The organism is Acinetobacter tianfuensis, assembly GCF_003611465.1.
Classification (GTDB): domain Bacteria; phylum Pseudomonadota; class Gammaproteobacteria; order Pseudomonadales; family Moraxellaceae; genus Acinetobacter; species Acinetobacter tianfuensis.
In genome coordinates this window covers 1-14,660 of sequence record NZ_RAXV01000021.1, presented here as the reverse complement: position 1 = coordinate 14,660, position 14,660 = coordinate 1, and the positions used below count along the sequence as shown (strand labels likewise).

19 protein-coding genes are annotated in these 14,660 nt (G+C 42.8%); 14 read left to right on the top strand and 5 right to left on the bottom strand.

The window, feature by feature from the left end:
- Positions 1-2 precede the first annotated feature (2 nt).
- Positions 3-893, top strand: coding sequence for a hypothetical protein (locus D7V32_RS10305; protein ID WP_120402798.1), 891 nt, complete (start codon positions 3-5; stop codon positions 891-893).
- A gap of 38 nt (positions 894-931) precedes the next feature.
- Here the strand turns inward: D7V32_RS10305 and D7V32_RS10300 are convergent, their stop codons facing one another.
- The gene (locus D7V32_RS10300; RefSeq protein WP_120402797.1) at positions 932-1,852 is read right to left on the bottom strand and encodes a Dyp-type peroxidase; all 921 of its coding nucleotides are present in this window, start codon (positions 1,850-1,852) and stop codon (positions 932-934) included.
- A 162-nt stretch (positions 1,853-2,014) separates the two neighbouring features.
- Here D7V32_RS10300 and D7V32_RS10295 point away from each other — a divergent pair, with 162 nt between their 5' ends.
- Both D7V32_RS10295 and D7V32_RS10290 read left to right on the top strand, forming a co-directional pair.
- Complete coding sequence (locus tag D7V32_RS10295; RefSeq protein WP_120402796.1) at positions 2,015-2,635, top strand: LysE family transporter; 621 nt, start codon at positions 2,015-2,017, stop codon at positions 2,633-2,635.
- A gap of 138 nt (positions 2,636-2,773) precedes the next feature.
- Positions 2,774-2,983, top strand: a complete 210-nt coding sequence (locus tag D7V32_RS10290) for a hypothetical protein (protein WP_228200204.1) — start codon at positions 2,774-2,776, stop codon at positions 2,981-2,983.
- 13 nt (positions 2,984-2,996) lie between these two features.
- Here the strand turns inward: D7V32_RS10290 and D7V32_RS10285 are convergent, their stop codons facing one another.
- The 4 genes from D7V32_RS10285 to D7V32_RS10270 all read right to left on the bottom strand — a co-directional run bounded on the left by D7V32_RS10285 (position 2,997) and on the right by D7V32_RS10270 (position 5,669).
- A complete protein-coding gene (locus tag D7V32_RS10285; RefSeq protein WP_120402794.1) occupies positions 2,997-3,512 on the bottom strand; it encodes a DinB family protein in 516 nt (171 codons plus the stop codon).
- 91 nt (positions 3,513-3,603) lie between these two features.
- On the bottom strand, positions 3,604-4,404 hold the full coding sequence (gene znuB, locus D7V32_RS10280) for a zinc ABC transporter permease subunit ZnuB (RefSeq protein WP_120402793.1): 801 nt from the start codon (positions 4,402-4,404) through the stop codon (positions 3,604-3,606).
- A gap of 3 nt (positions 4,405-4,407) precedes the next feature.
- On the bottom strand, positions 4,408-5,190 hold the full coding sequence (gene znuC, locus D7V32_RS10275; protein ID WP_407641544.1) for a zinc ABC transporter ATP-binding protein ZnuC: 783 nt from the start codon (positions 5,188-5,190) through the stop codon (positions 4,408-4,410).
- Positions 5,172-5,669: a transcriptional repressor gene (locus D7V32_RS10270; protein ID WP_120402791.1), complete on the bottom strand. Its 498-nt coding sequence runs from the start codon at positions 5,667-5,669 to the stop codon at positions 5,172-5,174. The genes znuC and D7V32_RS10270 overlap by 19 nt, the downstream gene beginning before the upstream one ends.
- Positions 5,670-5,803: 134 nt before the next feature.
- Between D7V32_RS10270 and D7V32_RS10265 the strand changes: the two genes are divergently transcribed.
- From D7V32_RS10265 to D7V32_RS10215, 11 genes are all read left to right on the top strand, one after another.
- Positions 5,804-6,643, top strand: coding sequence for a metal ABC transporter solute-binding protein, Zn/Mn family (locus tag D7V32_RS10265; RefSeq protein ID WP_120402790.1), 840 nt, complete (start codon positions 5,804-5,806; stop codon positions 6,641-6,643).
- A 170-nt stretch (positions 6,644-6,813) separates the two neighbouring features.
- Complete coding sequence (locus D7V32_RS10260) at positions 6,814-7,212, top strand: ATP synthase subunit I (protein ID WP_120402789.1); 399 nt, start codon at positions 6,814-6,816, stop codon at positions 7,210-7,212.
- Positions 7,213-7,316: 104 nt separating this feature from the next.
- On the top strand, positions 7,317-8,192 hold the full coding sequence (gene atpB, locus D7V32_RS10255; protein ID WP_120402788.1) for a F0F1 ATP synthase subunit A: 876 nt from the start codon (positions 7,317-7,319) through the stop codon (positions 8,190-8,192).
- Positions 8,193-8,274: 82 nt separating this feature from the next.
- Positions 8,275-8,520 (top strand): F0F1 ATP synthase subunit C, encoded by a 246-nt coding sequence (atpE, locus tag D7V32_RS10250; protein ID WP_000424060.1) that lies wholly within the window; start codon positions 8,275-8,277, stop codon positions 8,518-8,520.
- 38 nt (positions 8,521-8,558) lie between these two features.
- On the top strand, positions 8,559-9,029 hold the full coding sequence (locus D7V32_RS10245) for a F0F1 ATP synthase subunit B (RefSeq protein WP_120402787.1): 471 nt from the start codon (positions 8,559-8,561) through the stop codon (positions 9,027-9,029).
- 12 nt (positions 9,030-9,041) lie between these two features.
- Positions 9,042-9,578, top strand: a complete 537-nt coding sequence (locus tag D7V32_RS10240) for a F0F1 ATP synthase subunit delta (RefSeq protein ID WP_120402786.1) — start codon at positions 9,042-9,044, stop codon at positions 9,576-9,578.
- 43 nt (positions 9,579-9,621) lie between these two features.
- On the top strand, positions 9,622-11,166 hold the full coding sequence (gene atpA, locus D7V32_RS10235; RefSeq protein ID WP_120402785.1) for a F0F1 ATP synthase subunit alpha: 1,545 nt from the start codon (positions 9,622-9,624) through the stop codon (positions 11,164-11,166).
- Positions 11,167-11,255: 89 nt separating this feature from the next.
- Complete coding sequence (gene atpG, locus D7V32_RS10230) at positions 11,256-12,125, top strand: F0F1 ATP synthase subunit gamma (protein WP_120402784.1); 870 nt, start codon at positions 11,256-11,258, stop codon at positions 12,123-12,125.
- Positions 12,126-12,151: 26 nt separating this feature from the next.
- On the top strand, positions 12,152-13,546 hold the full coding sequence (gene atpD / locus D7V32_RS10225) for a F0F1 ATP synthase subunit beta (RefSeq protein ID WP_120402783.1): 1,395 nt from the start codon (positions 12,152-12,154) through the stop codon (positions 13,544-13,546).
- Between the two features lie 26 nt (positions 13,547-13,572).
- The gene (locus D7V32_RS10220; RefSeq protein WP_120402782.1) at positions 13,573-13,992 is read left to right on the top strand and encodes a F0F1 ATP synthase subunit epsilon; all 420 of its coding nucleotides are present in this window, start codon (positions 13,573-13,575) and stop codon (positions 13,990-13,992) included.
- Positions 13,993-14,125: 133 nt separating this feature from the next.
- Positions 14,126-14,605 carry a DUF2846 domain-containing protein gene (locus tag D7V32_RS10215; RefSeq protein WP_120402781.1) on the top strand — a complete coding sequence of 160 codons (480 nt, stop codon included), beginning with the start codon at positions 14,126-14,128 and terminating at the stop codon, positions 14,603-14,605.
- Positions 14,606-14,660: the final 55 nt, after the last annotated feature.

Genomic DNA, 14,660 nt, shown 5'->3' with positions numbered 1-14,660 from the left:
AAATGAAATTAACCAAATTGTTCCTTTTTTTAATTTTTGGATTATTAAATTCTAGTTGTTCTTATTCGAGAGAGGAATCATCATTTATTAAAGATAGTCTAAAATATGATAATGTTAGTTCATGTAATGTAGAAAAAATTAAAGTAAACTTTTGTACTAATGAAAAAATAAAAATTTATAATCAAAAATTGTCGAGCATAGCTAATTTTTCAAATGACAAAATACTTATAATATTAAATGAAGATAGATATACCGGTAAAGGTGACAGTAGAAATGTAAAAGCAATTGTTGTCATAGATTCATTAAAAGGAAAAATATACCCTTTGCAACAAATCGTTGGTAATTTTGTAGATTCTAGATTGGAAGTTTTAATTAATGAAAATCCTGAAATTAAGTTCTCTAAATCCTCAAATGAAATTTGTATTTCTGGAACTACTTATGCTAGTGATGATAACAATATAAATGTTGAAAATGAATGTTATATATTTGAAAATGATAGTTTTAAAAAAATAAAAAAAGATCCTGAAATTATAGGTAGTGAAAAAAATATAGTATCAAAAAAATATGATTCTGATGTGCATTTGAAATGTATTTCAAAAAAGACAAAAGAGTGCTCTGGTCTAAATTTAATAGAAACAAAAGAACTGTTTAAAAAGTATGACTTCGTAAACCTATCGGATGGACCAAGTATGGTTCTAGATAGAGGTCGATTTCAATTAATAATTTCACCTTTTGAAGATGAAAGTGGACCAAATTTAAGAGTTATGCAAGTTAAAAATAATAAGTTAGTTGATGAAAAATTTATATATTTAAACAATAGAGTAGAAATAGATAATAATTCAATAATGACGTATTATCAAAATTCTAAAAAAATCATATATCAGTTTAAGTAGTTTTTATATAAAAGCCGACTTTCGTCGGCTTCATTTAATCACCCTTCCAACACTTCTTCCAATAACTCCTCACTCGGCGCAAAGTAATAAGCGCCATCCATAGGCGTGACAAAGTGAAGTAAACGGTCGTGAATACCATCGCCACTGGTGCCGAACATACGAACCAGCATGCTGTCGATAATGCTTAAATCATTGGTATATGCCACAAAGAACAGGCCTTGGTCACCGCGGCCATCACCATAAGGCAGTGAATGACGCAAAATCGCCATTTCTCCACCTTCAGCATCTTCAACCACCGTACGCGAAACGTGCGAGTTTTCAGGCTGTTCATCTTCATCTAACTCAATCGATTCAAGTTTAGTGCGGCCAATCACATGCTCTTGCGCATCAACTTTCAGCTTTTTCCATTTATCCAAATTATGCGCATAACGCTGCGCAAAAATAAAAGAACCGTTGGCAAATACGCCAGCATCTTCAGCCAAAAGAGCTGTTTCTGCACGGTCATCTGGAAATTGCGGGTTCTCAGTGCCATCAATAAAACCAGTTAAATCACGGCCATCGAAATTGCGGAAGCAAACACGTTCATCCAATACTTCAACTTTATCTTGAATGCCATCAAAGAACGCTTGGCTAAGCGCAAAGCAAATATCGGTTCGCTGCGCCGCAATATGAATAAAGACATCTGCTGGCGCTGCTGGCATATTAAATGAACCAGCAATAGGGGCGAGCTGTTTAAAGCCTGCAGGTACTTGCATATACAGCTGAGACCAAAGTTCAGGACCAAAAGCAACCGCTGTCTTAATCTGTGATTGCGGATGCTGTGTAATCAGACGGTCACGCGTATCAAACAAGTCATTCAGTTTTTCTTTTAATTCTTCAAGCGACAAATCTTTTAAACGAAGAACAATAAAACGCGCATGATCTGAAGGTAAGGGCAAAATCACAGATTGGGCGGTCATGCATAGCTCCTAAAATATTCGAATTTTTTACGTGGCTGAATCTATTGTGCCTGATCAATTCTGCACTGAGTAGACTTAAACTGCATTTTATTCAGTTTCAGGTACGGCCTAAAAGCTGTAAATGTCATATAATTAGGTTCCTTTTTCAACAATACCAAAACTATGTCCTTCCAAATTTGGGTGGCTTTCATGCTTGCATGCTGGGTCATTAGTGTGTCACCGGGTGCGGGTGCAATTGCCTCTATGTCGAGCGGCCTTAACTATGGTTTCAAGCGAGGTTATTGGAATGCATTTGGTTTACAGCTGGCATTATTGGTGCAAATTGGTGTTGTTGCAGCAGGGGCAGGGGTATTGTTTGCAACCACCCCTTGGGCATTTTTAATTGTGAAATGGTTTGGTGTTCTATATTTAGTGTATTTAGCTTATCTGCAGTGGACAGCACCAGCTCAGTCTATTGATATTCAAAATGATTTGCCAAATAAATCGCGTTCAAAATTGGTCCTCTACGGCTTCTTGGTCAATATGAGTAATCCCAAAGCGATTGTGTTTTTACTCGCTGTGCTGCCGCAGTTTCTAGATTTGTCTAAGCCGCAGTGGATTCAATACCTGATTATGGCGGCGACGATGATTACGATTGATCTGATTGTCATGGCTGGTTATACAGGCTTGGCGGCCAAAGTGCTGCGATTGCTGAAATCGCCTCAGCAGCAAAAATATATGAATCGAACTTTTGCAGTGTTGTTTGCTTGCGCTGCAAGTCTGCTGAGCTTGGTACATCAATGATTTAGAAGGTGAATATTCAAAGTTATAAGTTCTTGTTCAATTAATTCTATTACGATATTGTGGGGCTATTATTAAAAATAAGTCGAATAAACAATGTCAACAACACTTTGGGTTTTCATCTATATTCTTCATTGTATTGTGACTAAATGGATAATTTCATGGGGCGGCGCAGCGTATATTCAGGGCTGGAAAACATGGTTTTTCTTTAGTTCTTCTCAGTCTGAAGAGTGGACAAAAGACCAAGTAATCATGATGGCGTGGTTCTTTTGGATTGCATTTACGATCTTATTTTTAATTGGACTGTTTAATCCCGAGTTTCGTTTCTATAAGTTAAAGCACGGCCTTTAAAGCAGTAACTTTATTATTTGGGATGATTCTTTGCCTGTTCCAAAAGCATATAAATTAAATCTAATTCAGGGCAGGGGTAGCCCATAGCGCTCAAACTGGCTGTTATTTGCCCGCGGTGATGTGTGCCATGGTTAAATACATGCACTAAGGTACTTGAAAATGGCAAACAAATAGCATCACCAAGTGAGCTTATATAATTTAAATCACTGCTTAACTGCTGCGAGTCTAATTGATCCAAATAATCTAGCCAATTTTCTGCACGCGAGTTTAGTTCACTTAATATGGTTTTACGGTCGGTGATTGCAATATGATTGAGCGCCAGCTGGGGTGATGAACCAGCCGTAAAATGGGAAAACCACAAATAATGCTCACCGACCAGCAGGTGATTCAGTGTGCCTGAGATACTTTTAAAAAATAAACCGCAATCTTTGTAGAAATCGTCATCTGAAATTAAGGCAAGGTTTTGGTTCAAACGTATGGTTGCCCAGATGTTGTAGCGGGCGAGCAACTTAAAATCAGCAATTTGCATGTCTAAGCCATTTTTTATTTGAGATATATAAAGTTATATCGTTTTAAAGGGCATAAAAAAACTGCTATGAGCAGTTTTTTTATTGGTGCTTTTAGGTCAGCTTTTTAACTTTCTGCACACTAAAAATTACAGCAAATAAGATTGCCATGGTCAGTACAATGCTCAGGCCGGTTGAAACGTTCAATCCTGCGCTTGACCATAGGCCGACCGTCACTCCGGCTTGTGCAATCAGAAAAGCCCACACCACCATTTGTTTAGGTGAGTTCGCCAGTAAACGCGCAGTCAGTGCTGGAATGACTAAAAGTGCACCCATGAGCAGTGAACCCACAGCGCGTAAAGCGAGCACGGTAAATAAAGCCAGCAGCATCATAAAAATCAGCCGCTGCCATTGGGCATTGATTCCTTCACTTATGGCAACATCTGGGTCAATTGCAATTTGGATTTGCGCTTGCCAACTTTTATAAAGCACTGCCAATGCAACAACAATAACCGTGGCAAAAACGGGTAGGTCTGCCCATGTGATCGTGAGTAAATCACCAAATAAATAGCTGAGCAGCTCAGGGCGGAGTTCAGGCAAGTGCTGAATGAGCAGCAGGCCAGAGCAGAGCAGGGTCGCGGAACACAGTGCCAGCAAAGCATCATTTGGCAGGCGCGGATCATGCAGAATCCATAAGATGCCGACCAGCATGGCTGCCAGCAGTGTAACGCCAACCCAGAGGGGGAGGGCTAAAGCACCTGCAATGGCAACACCCAATAAAGTGCCGTGCGCCATTGTATCTGCAAAAAATGACATGCGGCGCCAAAGCATCAGGCAGCCCAGCGGCGCAGTTAAAAACACCAAAAGCGTACCCATAATCCAAGCGGGCAGGAGCAGCTGCAGCCATTCCATCATGCGTTAAGCCTCCGGTTCTGGGTGAATATGCGGACGCGAATCATGCTGGCATGGTGTAGCGCTGTCCCCATGAGCACAGTGGTCATGGTGGTGCTGGTAAAACACACGATTTGTGCCAAAAATGGCTTGGTATTCCGGGTGCTGCTGCACATTTTCAGGCAAGCCGCTGCAGCAGATGTGCTTGTTTAAGCAAACCACACGGTGTGTGCCTTGCATCACCCACTGCAAATCATGTGAGACCATTAAAATGGCGCAGCCGTATTTTTTTGGCAGGCTGCGCACATAGTCATACAGTTCAGCTTCAGACTGAATATCCAAACCTTGCATCGGCTCATCTAAAACTAAAATATGCGGCTGGCGCAGCAAAGCGCGGGCCAGCAGCACACGCTGACGTTCACCGCCAGACAGCTGCTGTACTTTAGATTGCTGTAATTTGCCGATGCCTGTATCTCGGATAATTTCTGCCTTTATCGAGGCATCGCATTTTTCCAGTGCGAGAAGATCACACACCCGCAGCGGCAAGCTATGTGAAGGATTGAATTTCTGCGGTACATAAGAAAATTTGAGTTTCGGCTGTGTGAGAATTTCGCCGGCGCTAGGCTTAACAATACCCAGCAGTACTTTAATTAAAGTGGATTTTCCTGCGCCATTCGGGCCAATCAGCGTCACGATTTCACCTTTATGTAAAGTAAAATCAATATTTTTTAAAATGTCGCGTTCGTCTATACGGACATAAATTTGTTTTAATTCTGCCAGTACAGCTGGGCTTAGTGTTTGAGACGGCACTGCTGACAAAGTCCTGAAATTTCAATAATACTGTGATGCGCTGTAAAAGCATCGGATGCAGAAAGCTGATCCAGCTGCTGCAGCAAGCCTTGAGAAGACGCTTCTTTTACTGTTTTGCAGTCTGAACAAATCAGAAATGCAGCCTGATGGCCTTCACGCGGATGGCAGCAGGGGATATAGGCATTAATCGATGTCAGACGGTGAATCAGGCCTTTTTCCAATAAGAAGTCTAAAGTGCGGTACACCGTAGGCGGGGCAGCAGGGCGGTCTGATTCACTTTTAATTTTTGCCAAAAGGTCATATGCGCCAACTGGGCCAGAGGCATTTAAAATCAGTTCCAGCACTTCTTTACGCAAAGGGGTGAGGCGTGCGCCAGCGGCAGCGCACATGCTTTCTGCTTCCGCAAGACGCTGTTCTACATTGTGGTGATCATGAACGCCGTGCAGTGCATCATGGTGTTCGTGAGAACAAGTGCTCATAGCGACCTCAAGTGCGAAACAATAAAGAAAAAGACTTTAAATCTTAACATGAACGCTATCAACTTACGATCAGACGTAGGTATTTTTAGCATTTTGTTATATTATAACACTTCTCGAATATTATGGTTTGCCTCATGTCCCGTTTCTATGCCCTATGTATATTGGCAATGTTCAGCTCATTTGGCTGGGCGCAAGATCTGGTGGTATCTACGCATCCAATTTATCTCATTGCAAAACAAGTCACCAATGGGGTAGAGCAGCCGAAGCTGCTGCTGGAAAATCAGACAGGACATGATGTCAGCCTGACACCTGCGCACCGTAAAATTGTGCAGGATGCAGATTTAGTGCTTTGGTTAGGCAAAGCGCATGAGGCGCCTTTAGATAAGCTGCTGTCAGAAAGCGGTAAAAGTATTGCCATATTAGATTCAGGTATTGTCAGTGTGCTGCCGCTGAGAAACCCAAGAGGCAAAGCGCTGCCAAATACCGTGGATACGCATGTATGGCTTGAACCGAACAATGCTGTGCGTATCGGTTTCTTTATTGCAGCGCTGCGTTCACAGCAAAAACCGGAAAACCGTGACAAATACTGGGCCAATGCCCGCTTATTTGCACATGAAATGCTGATCAGCGCACAGCGCTTGCATAAGGTAAACAAGCCGCAGCCATATTGGGCTTATCATGATGCGTATCAATATCTTGAACGATCATTGAATTTAAAGTTTTCTGGCGCGCTGACAGATGATCCGCATATTGCCCCGACGATCGCGCAAATCAAATTTATGAATGATACTCGTCCGCAGGCAAAAATGTGCTTATTGGCTGAGGGCCATGCCAGTAAAAATCAGTACCAAAAGCTTGGCGCGGCAGTCTTTCAGAAGGTGGATGAAAGCATGACCGGTCAGGCCGATTTTTTAATCGCGTGGAAGCAGCTGGCGGAGCAAACCCAGAATTGTGTGCTAAATGCACGGAAATGATGCAAAAAATAATCAGTTATTGTTTAGATTAAAAGCAGTTTAATGATTGAAAAAAACCAGACTTAGGTCGGGAAAAGATTGCATGTTCAGGGGTGTAACCCTATAATGCCTGCGATTAAAAATAATCATCAGCTAAACTTGTCAAGCATAAATGCTGTGAGTGTACAAAAATGAGCCGAACTAGTCGCTTGATTGATCGACGATTAGCGAAAGCTTTAGTCATCTTGCAAGCAGTAATGATTCCTGTTTCAGCCTTGATTGGATGGGTCCTTAAAGACTCAACTGGCGCAATGAGTGCTGCCTTAGGCGCACTGGTATGCTGGCTGGCGAGCTGCTACTTTTCGTGGCAGTCATTTAGAGCCGCTGGCGCGCGCGCGACCAAGCAAGTGCTGTCTAATATGTATCGTGGCATGATGGGCAAGTTTGCAATAGTGATTGTTGGATTCATTTTGATTTTGAGCAATGTGAAGCCGCTGTCACCGGCAGCATTGTTTTGTGGTTTTATCCTCGTTCAAGCCATGTCGTGGGTTGCACCTTTTTGGGTGTCACGTCTACAAAAACGAGTTTAAGCGCAGCAAAAATTGAAAAGTTTTTTCAGGAGCTGACGAGATATCAAGCAGCACGCGATATTCGTGAGTTCCATTAGTTTTTTGACATTGACCAGGTGTGATTTATGGCTGCTGAAGAACATGCCCTTACTTCGACCGAGTACATCAAGCATCACTTGACGAATATGACCTATGGCAAAATGCCAGACGGTACATGGAAGTTAGCTGAAAGTGGTGCTGAGGCTCAACAGATGGGGTTCACTGCTATTCACTTGGATTCAATGGGTTGGTCAATCGGCCTTGGTATCATTTTCTGTTTGTTGTTCTGGATCGTAGCGAAAGCTGCAAACTCTGGTGTTCCAACCAAGTTCCAGTCTGCAATTGAAATGATTATCGAGTTTGTTGACTCAAGTGTGCGCGATACCTTCCATGGAAAGTCTCGTTTAATTGCACCGCTGGCATTAACCATTTTCGTGTGGATTTTCCTCATGAACTTGATGGACTTGATCCCTGTTGACTTTATTCCTTATGTCGCTCAACAGGCGATTGCGTCTATGCTTGGTGTAGACCCTCATCATGTTTACTTTAAAATTGTTCCGACTACAGATCCTAACATTACTTTAGGTATGTCTATTTCTGTATTCTTCTTAATTATTTTCTACAGTATTCGTGAAAAGGGTGTTGGCGGCTTCGTTGGTGAGCTGGCACTTAACCCATTTAACCCAAGTAACCCAGTTGCTAAAGTGCTTTTAATTCCATTTAACTTACTTTTGGAATTAACTACTTTCTTGGCTCGACCAGTTTCATTGGCTCTACGACTGTTCGGTAATATGTATGCGGGTGAGTTGATCTTCATCTTGATCGCATTGTTACCATTCTGGATCCAGTGGGCTCTGTCTGTGCCTTGGGCGATTTTCCACATTTTGATTATTACGCTGCAAGCATTCATTTTCATGATGTTAACAATCGTGTATATGAGTATGGCAAGCGAAAAGCATTAATGGCATTGCCTAACTGTCACTGGATGGTTAGGCACAATTTTTTAATTTAATTTGGTATAAACCTAACCTCTGAGGAATTATCATGGAACTCACTTTAGGTCTAGTTGCAATTGCATCTGCTATCTTGATCGCTTTTGGTGCTTTAGGTACTGCGATTGGTTTTGGTCTTCTAGGCGGCCGTTTCTTAGAAGCTGTTGCTCGTCAACCAGAATTGGCTCCACAACTTCAAACTCGTATGTTCTTAATCGCGGGTCTTCTTGATGCTGTGCCTATGATCGGTGTTGGTATTGGCTTATTCTTCATCTTCGCTAATCCATTTGTAGGTTAATCAGCTTAATTCCTAAATTAAACTATTGAGGAATAGCAATGAATATCAACCTCACATTGATTGGCCAAGCGATTTCATTTGCGATTTTTGTCGCATTCTGCATGAAATTTGTATGGCCACCACTAATCAATGCGATTAGTGAGCGTCAGCGTAAAATCGCTGATGGCTTAAATGCTGCTGAAAAAGCCAAAGCTGACCTTGCAGATGCGCAAGCTCAAGTGAAAGCTGAATTAGACGCAGCAAAAGCACAAGCGGCTCAATTGATCGAACAAGCGAACCGTCGCGGTGCACAATTGGTAGAAGAAGCGCGTACTCAAGCATCTGCTGAAGGTGAGCGCATCCGTCAACAAGCGAAAGAATCTGTTGACACTGAAATCAATGCTGCCCGCGAAGAATTGCGTCAACAAGTGGCTGCTCTTGCAGTGACTGGTGCTGAGAAAATTCTTAGCCAGCAAGTTGATGCAGAAGCTCACAATGCCATGCTGACTCAGCTGGCTGCTAAACTTTAAGAGAGGCGGATTATGGCTGAACTCTTGACGTTGGCACGCCCATACGCTAAAGCAGCATTTGCTTACGCTTCTGAGCAAAGCGCAACTGACTCTTGGTCACAAGCGCTTGATTTGCTTAGTGCAGCTGTGCAAGACGAAGCATTTTCAGCTTATCTAAATCGCCCTGAGCTTACACCTGCTGAGCAGGTCGCTCTTTTTGCTAAAGTTTTAGGTGAAGACCAAACTGCAGCTGTGTCTAACTTTTTGACATTGCTTGCTGAAAATAACCGTTTGGTTCTTCTTCCTGAAATTGCAGCAGAATATGAGCAGCTTAAATCACAGAATAACAATACTGTGGATGTTGTGATTGAATCAGCATTCCCATTAACTTCAGTACAAGAACAATTGCTTACGCATGCATTAGAGAAGAAATTCGAAGCTGCTGTAAGCGTGACTGTTGAAGTTAACCCAGCGCTGATTGCTGGTGTAGTTATTCGTGCAGGCGACCAAGTGATAGATGACTCTGCGCTTAATAAGCTTGAAAAAATGCGTACTCGTCTTCTTGCCTAAGAAATAAGAAGACTGAACTTTAAAAAGATTGAGGTATAGCGCAATGCAACAACTGAATCCATCCGAGATCAGTGCGCTCATTAAACAGCGTATCGGCGATCTGGACACCAGCGCAACCGCTAAGAACGAAGGAACCATTGTTATGGTTTCCGACGGTATTGTGCGTATTCACGGCCTTGCTGATGCAATGTACGGTGAAATGATCGAATTCGACGGCGGCCTTTACGGTATGGCACTGAACCTAGAACAGGATTCAGTGGGCGTCGTTGTTTTAGGTAACTACTTAAGCCTTCAAGAAGGCCAAAAAGCTCGCTGCACAGGCCGCGTATTAGAAGTTCCGGTTGGTCCAGAACTTTTAGGCCGTGTAGTAGACGCTCTTGGTAATCCAATTGACGGTAAAGGCCCAATTGATGCGAAATTAACTGATGCAGTAGAAAAAGTTGCACCAGGCGTAATTTGGCGTCAGTCGGTAGATGAGCCTGTACAAACTGGTTATAAATCAGTTGATACAATGATTCCAGTTGGCCGCGGCCAACGTGAATTAATCATCGGTGACCGTCAAACTGGTAAAACAGCAATGGCGATCGATGCGATCATCGCTCAGAAAAACTCTGGCATTAAATGTGTATACGTAGCAGTTGGTCAAAAACAATCAACGATCGCTAACGTTGTGCGCAAGCTGGAAGAAACTGGCGCTATGGCGTATACAACTGTTGTAGCAGCAGCGGCAGCGGATCCAGCAGCAATGCTTTTCCTTGCTCCGTACTCAGGCTGTACAATGGGCGAATACTTCCGTGACCGCGGTGAAGACGCGCTGATCATTTATGATGATTTGTCTAAGCAAGCAGTTGCTTACCGTCAAATTTCATTGTTATTACGCCGTCCGCCAGGTCGTGAAGCGTACCCAGGTGACGTATTCTATCTTCACTCTCGTCTGCTTGAGCGTGCTTCGCGCGTTTCTGCTGACTACGTTGAGAAATTCACGAATGGTGAAGTTAAAGGCCAAACTGGTTCTTTAACAGCTTTACCAATCATTGAAACTCAAGCGGGTGACGTATCTGCATTCGTACCAACGAACGTAATTTCGATCACTGACGGTCAGATCTTCCTTGAGACTTCATTGTTCAACTCTGGTATCCGTCCTGCTGTAAACGCAGGTATTTCGGTATCACGTGTTGGCGGTTCTGCTCAAACTAAGATCATCAAAAAATTGTCAGGCGGTATCCGTACTGCACTTGCACAATACCGTGAATTGGCAGCGTTTGCTCAGTTCGCTTCTGACCTTGACGAAGCAACTCGTAAGCAATTAGAACACGGTCAACGTGTTACTGAGTTAATGAAGCAAAAACAATATGCTCCTTACTCAATCGCTGACCAAGCTGTATCAGTATATGCATCTAACGAAGGTTACATGACTGACGTTGACGTTAAGAAAATCGTAGACTTTGATGCTGCGTTGATTTCTTACTTCCGTTCTGAACATGCTGCGTTAATGCAAAAAATCGATGAAACTGGTGATTACAACAAAGACATCGAAGCTGAATTTAAAGCAGGTATTGAGAAGTTCAAAGCGACTCAAACTTACTAATATTCAACACAGTTGAATTTAGTGTCGGTTTGGTTCACGGAATCAACCTTCGAGGGCTCGAAAGGGCCTTCGAATACTAGGTTAAGCGTATGGCAAATTTAAAAGAAATTCGCGCCAAAGTAGCTAGTATCAAAAGCACGCAGAAAATTACTCGCGCGATGCAGATGGTAGCAGCTTCTAAGATGCGTCGTGCGCAAGAGCGCATGGCTCAAGGCCGTCCGTATGCCGAAAATATGCACCGTGTAATTGCTCATTTGGTACAAGCGAACCCTGAATATAAGCACCGTTATATGGTTGAACGCCCAGTTAAGCGCGTTGGCTATATCATTGTGTCTTCAGATCGCGGCCTTGCTGGCGGTTTGAACATTAACTTGTTCAAAAAAGTGGTAAAACACGTACAGCAGCAACAAGAGCAGTCAATTGAAGTTCAATTTGCTTTGATTGGTCAAAAAGCGGTTGCGTTTTTTAAAAACTACGGCGGTAAAGTACTTGGTGCGACTACGAATGTAGGCGACACGCCAAGTCTTGAACAGTTATCTGGTTCTGTACAGGTGATGTTAGACGCGTTCGATAAAGGCGAATTAGACCGCATTTATCTAGTATCTAACGGCTTTGTCAATGCCATGACTCAAAACCAAAAGATCGAACAGCTTGTTCCTTTAGCAGCTGCTGAAGAAAACAAGACCCTTAACCGTCAATACGGTTGGGACTACATCTATGAGCCAGAAGCTGAAGAGCTTTTAAATGGCTTATTGGTTCGTTATATCGAGTCTGTGGTATACCAAGGCGTGATTGAAAACATCGCGTGCGAGCAGTCAGCTCGTATGGTTGCAATGAAAGCTGCAACTGATAACGCTGGTGAAATCATCAAGAGCCTGCAACTTATTTATAACAAGCTGCGTCAAGCCGCGATTACTCAGGAAATTTCTGAGATCGTTGGTGGTGCCGCTGCCGTTTAACATTATTTTGAATTGAGGAGACAGCAATGACTGGCGGTCGTATCATTCAGATCATCGGCGCGGTTATCGACGTCGAGTTTGAACGCAATAGCGTTCCAAAGATCTATGACGCTCTACAAGTTGATGGCACTGAAACTACTTTAGAAGTTCAGCAGCAACTTGGTGATGGCGTAGTTCGTACTATTGCAATGGGTTCTACTGAAGGCCTTAAGCGTGGTTTGAACGTAACTAACACTAACGCGCCTATCTCTGTACCAGTGGGTACTGCATGTTTAGGTCGTATCATGGACGTTCTTGGTCGCCCAATCGACGAAGCAGGTCCTGTTGCGACTGAAGCGCGTTTGCCAATTCACCGTCAAGCGCCTTCTTATGCAGAACAAGCGGCTTCTACTGACCTTTTAGAAACTGGTATTAAAGTCATTGACTTACTTTGCCCGTTCGCGAAAGGCGGTAAAGTTGGTCTGTTCGGTGGTGCCGGTGTTGGTAAAACTGTAAACATGATGGAGTTGATCAACAACATCGCTAAAGCTCACTCAGGTTTATCTGTGTTTGCTGGTGTTGGTGAGCGTACTCGTGAAGGTAACGACTTCTATCACGAGATGAAAGACTCAAACGTTCTAGACAAAGTAGCAATGGTCTACGGTCAGATGAACGAGCCACCAGGTAACCGTTTACGCGTAGCGTTGACTGGTTTGACTATGGCTGAGTACTTCCGTGACGAGAAAGACGAAAACGGTAAAGGCCGTGACGTACTATTGTTCGTTGACAACATCTACCGTTATACACTAGCGGGTACTGAAGTATCAGCACTTCTAGGCCGTATGCCGTCTGCAGTAGGTTACCAGCCTACACTTGCAGAAGAGATGGGTGTTCTTCAAGAACGTATTACATCGACTAAGTCTGGTTCGATTACATCTATCCAAGCGGTATATGTACCTGCCGATGACTTAACAGATCCATCGCCTGCAACTACGTTTGCTCACTTAGACGCAACTGTAGTATTAAGCCGTGACATCGCTTCTCAAGGTATTTACCCAGCGATTGACCCGCTTGACTCTACTTCTCGTCAGCTTGATCCGCTAGTAGTTGGTCAAGAGCACTACTCAATCGCGCGTCAAGTTCAAAACGTTCTTCAACGTTATAAAGAACTTAAAGACATCATCGCGATTCTTGGTATGGACGAATTGGCTGAAGAAGACAAACTTACTGTATACCGTGCACGTAAGATCCAGCGTTTCTTCTCTCAACCATTCCACGTAGCTGAAGTATTTACTGGTGCTCCTGGTAAACTTGTACCGCTTAAAGACACAATCCGTGGCTTTAAAGGTCTTCTAGCTGGTGAATACGACCATATCCCAGAACAAGCGTTCTACATGGTTGGTGGTATTGACGAAGTTATTGCTAAAGCTGAGAAACTTTAATTAGTGACCTAATTTAGGAGATTCTCATGGCGACTATGCAGTGTGACGTTGTAAGTGTTCAAGAGTCTTTGTACTCTGGCACTGTAACTATGCTAATTGCTAAAGGTGCTGGCGGTGAGTTGGGTATTATGCCTGGCCACGCGCCGCTAGTAACTTTACTTAAGCCGGGCGCGATCCGCGTTCTGCTTGAGAACGGTACAGAAGAGTTAATCTATGTATCTGGTGGTGTTCTAGAAGTTCAACCGCACGTTGTTACGGTTCTTGCAGATACTGCAATCCGTGCTGACAACTTAGATGAAGCTGCAATTATTGAAGCGCGTAAAAACGCTGAAAACTTGCTGGCAAATCAGAAGAGCGATTTGGACTCTGCTGCTGCTTTGGCTGCTCTTGCAGAAACTGCTGCTCAGTTGGAAACCATCCGCAAAATCAAAAACCGCGCTCAATAAGACGCAGTTTGAGATTGAAAGAGCCACCCGAAAGGGTGGTTTTTTTATGCCTGAAATTTAAATAAATTTGATTATATTTTAATTAATTGTTATTTTTCATGTGCTTGAAAAATTTATATCAATGGAATTAATGATGTCTAATAAAATTTTTTTCACATTACTATTATCTTTGGGATTTGTTGGATGTGCATCGGTACCTAAAGCAGATCAAAGTGCTTCAGCAGCAGTAAAACAACTCACTGCACCACAAGAAGGCAATGCAGGGATTTATGTATATCACTCAGCTTCTGTGAAAGGTGCTGCCTTAAAGAAAGATGTATGGGTAGATGGAGAATGTTTAGGTGAAACCTCGCGTGGGGTATTTTTTTATAAAGAAGTACCTGGTAATCAAAAACATACAATTTCGACTGAATCAGAATTTTCACCTAACCATTTGGAAATTGAAACTGAAGCAGGTAAGCAATATTTTATTCAGCAATTTATTAAAATGGGCGCATTTGTGGGTGGGGCAAATTTAAAACAGGTTGATGAGCAAACAGGAAAAAAAGCAGTTAGCGAATATGCTTTTGCACAAGGTGGTAATTGCAGTAAAGCCACAATCGCATTGAAATAAAGGTTCATATGAAGATTAAAAACTACCCGAAAGGGTGGTTTTTTTATGCCTAAAG

Bases quoted from the DNA above. Each gene is read 5' to 3' on its own strand.
- D7V32_RS10285 (WP_120402794.1), bottom strand. From the start codon at position 3,512: ATGCAAATTGCTGATTTTAAGTTGCTCGCCCGCTACAACATCTGGGCA.
- znuB (WP_120402793.1), bottom strand. From the start codon at position 4,404: ATGATGGAATGGCTGCAGCTGCTCCTGCCCGCTTGGATTATGGGTACG.
- D7V32_RS10215 (WP_120402781.1), top strand. From the start codon at position 14,126: ATGTCTAATAAAATTTTTTTCACATTACTATTATCTTTGGGATTTGTT.
- D7V32_RS10260 (WP_120402789.1), top strand. From the start codon at position 6,814: ATGAGCCGAACTAGTCGCTTGATTGATCGACGATTAGCGAAAGCTTTA.
- D7V32_RS10305 (WP_120402798.1), top strand. From the start codon at position 3: ATGAAATTAACCAAATTGTTCCTTTTTTTAATTTTTGGATTATTAAAT.
- D7V32_RS10240 (WP_120402786.1), top strand. From the start codon at position 9,042: ATGGCTGAACTCTTGACGTTGGCACGCCCATACGCTAAAGCAGCATTT.
- D7V32_RS10265 (WP_120402790.1), top strand. From the start codon at position 5,804: ATGTCCCGTTTCTATGCCCTATGTATATTGGCAATGTTCAGCTCATTT.
- atpG (WP_120402784.1), top strand. From the start codon at position 11,256: ATGGCAAATTTAAAAGAAATTCGCGCCAAAGTAGCTAGTATCAAAAGC.
- D7V32_RS10295 (WP_120402796.1), top strand. From the start codon at position 2,015: ATGTCCTTCCAAATTTGGGTGGCTTTCATGCTTGCATGCTGGGTCATT.
- D7V32_RS10270 (WP_120402791.1), bottom strand. From the start codon at position 5,669: ATGAGCACTTGTTCTCACGAACACCATGATGCACTGCACGGCGTTCAT.
- atpB (WP_120402788.1), top strand. From the start codon at position 7,317: ATGGCTGCTGAAGAACATGCCCTTACTTCGACCGAGTACATCAAGCAT.
- atpD (WP_120402783.1), top strand. From the start codon at position 12,152: ATGACTGGCGGTCGTATCATTCAGATCATCGGCGCGGTTATCGACGTC.
- D7V32_RS10245 (WP_120402787.1), top strand. From the start codon at position 8,559: ATGAATATCAACCTCACATTGATTGGCCAAGCGATTTCATTTGCGATT.
- D7V32_RS10220 (WP_120402782.1), top strand. From the start codon at position 13,573: ATGGCGACTATGCAGTGTGACGTTGTAAGTGTTCAAGAGTCTTTGTAC.
- atpA (WP_120402785.1), top strand. From the start codon at position 9,622: ATGCAACAACTGAATCCATCCGAGATCAGTGCGCTCATTAAACAGCGT.
- atpE (WP_000424060.1), top strand. From the start codon at position 8,275: ATGGAACTCACTTTAGGTCTAGTTGCAATTGCATCTGCTATCTTGATC.
- D7V32_RS10300 (WP_120402797.1), bottom strand. From the start codon at position 1,852: ATGACCGCCCAATCTGTGATTTTGCCCTTACCTTCAGATCATGCGCGT.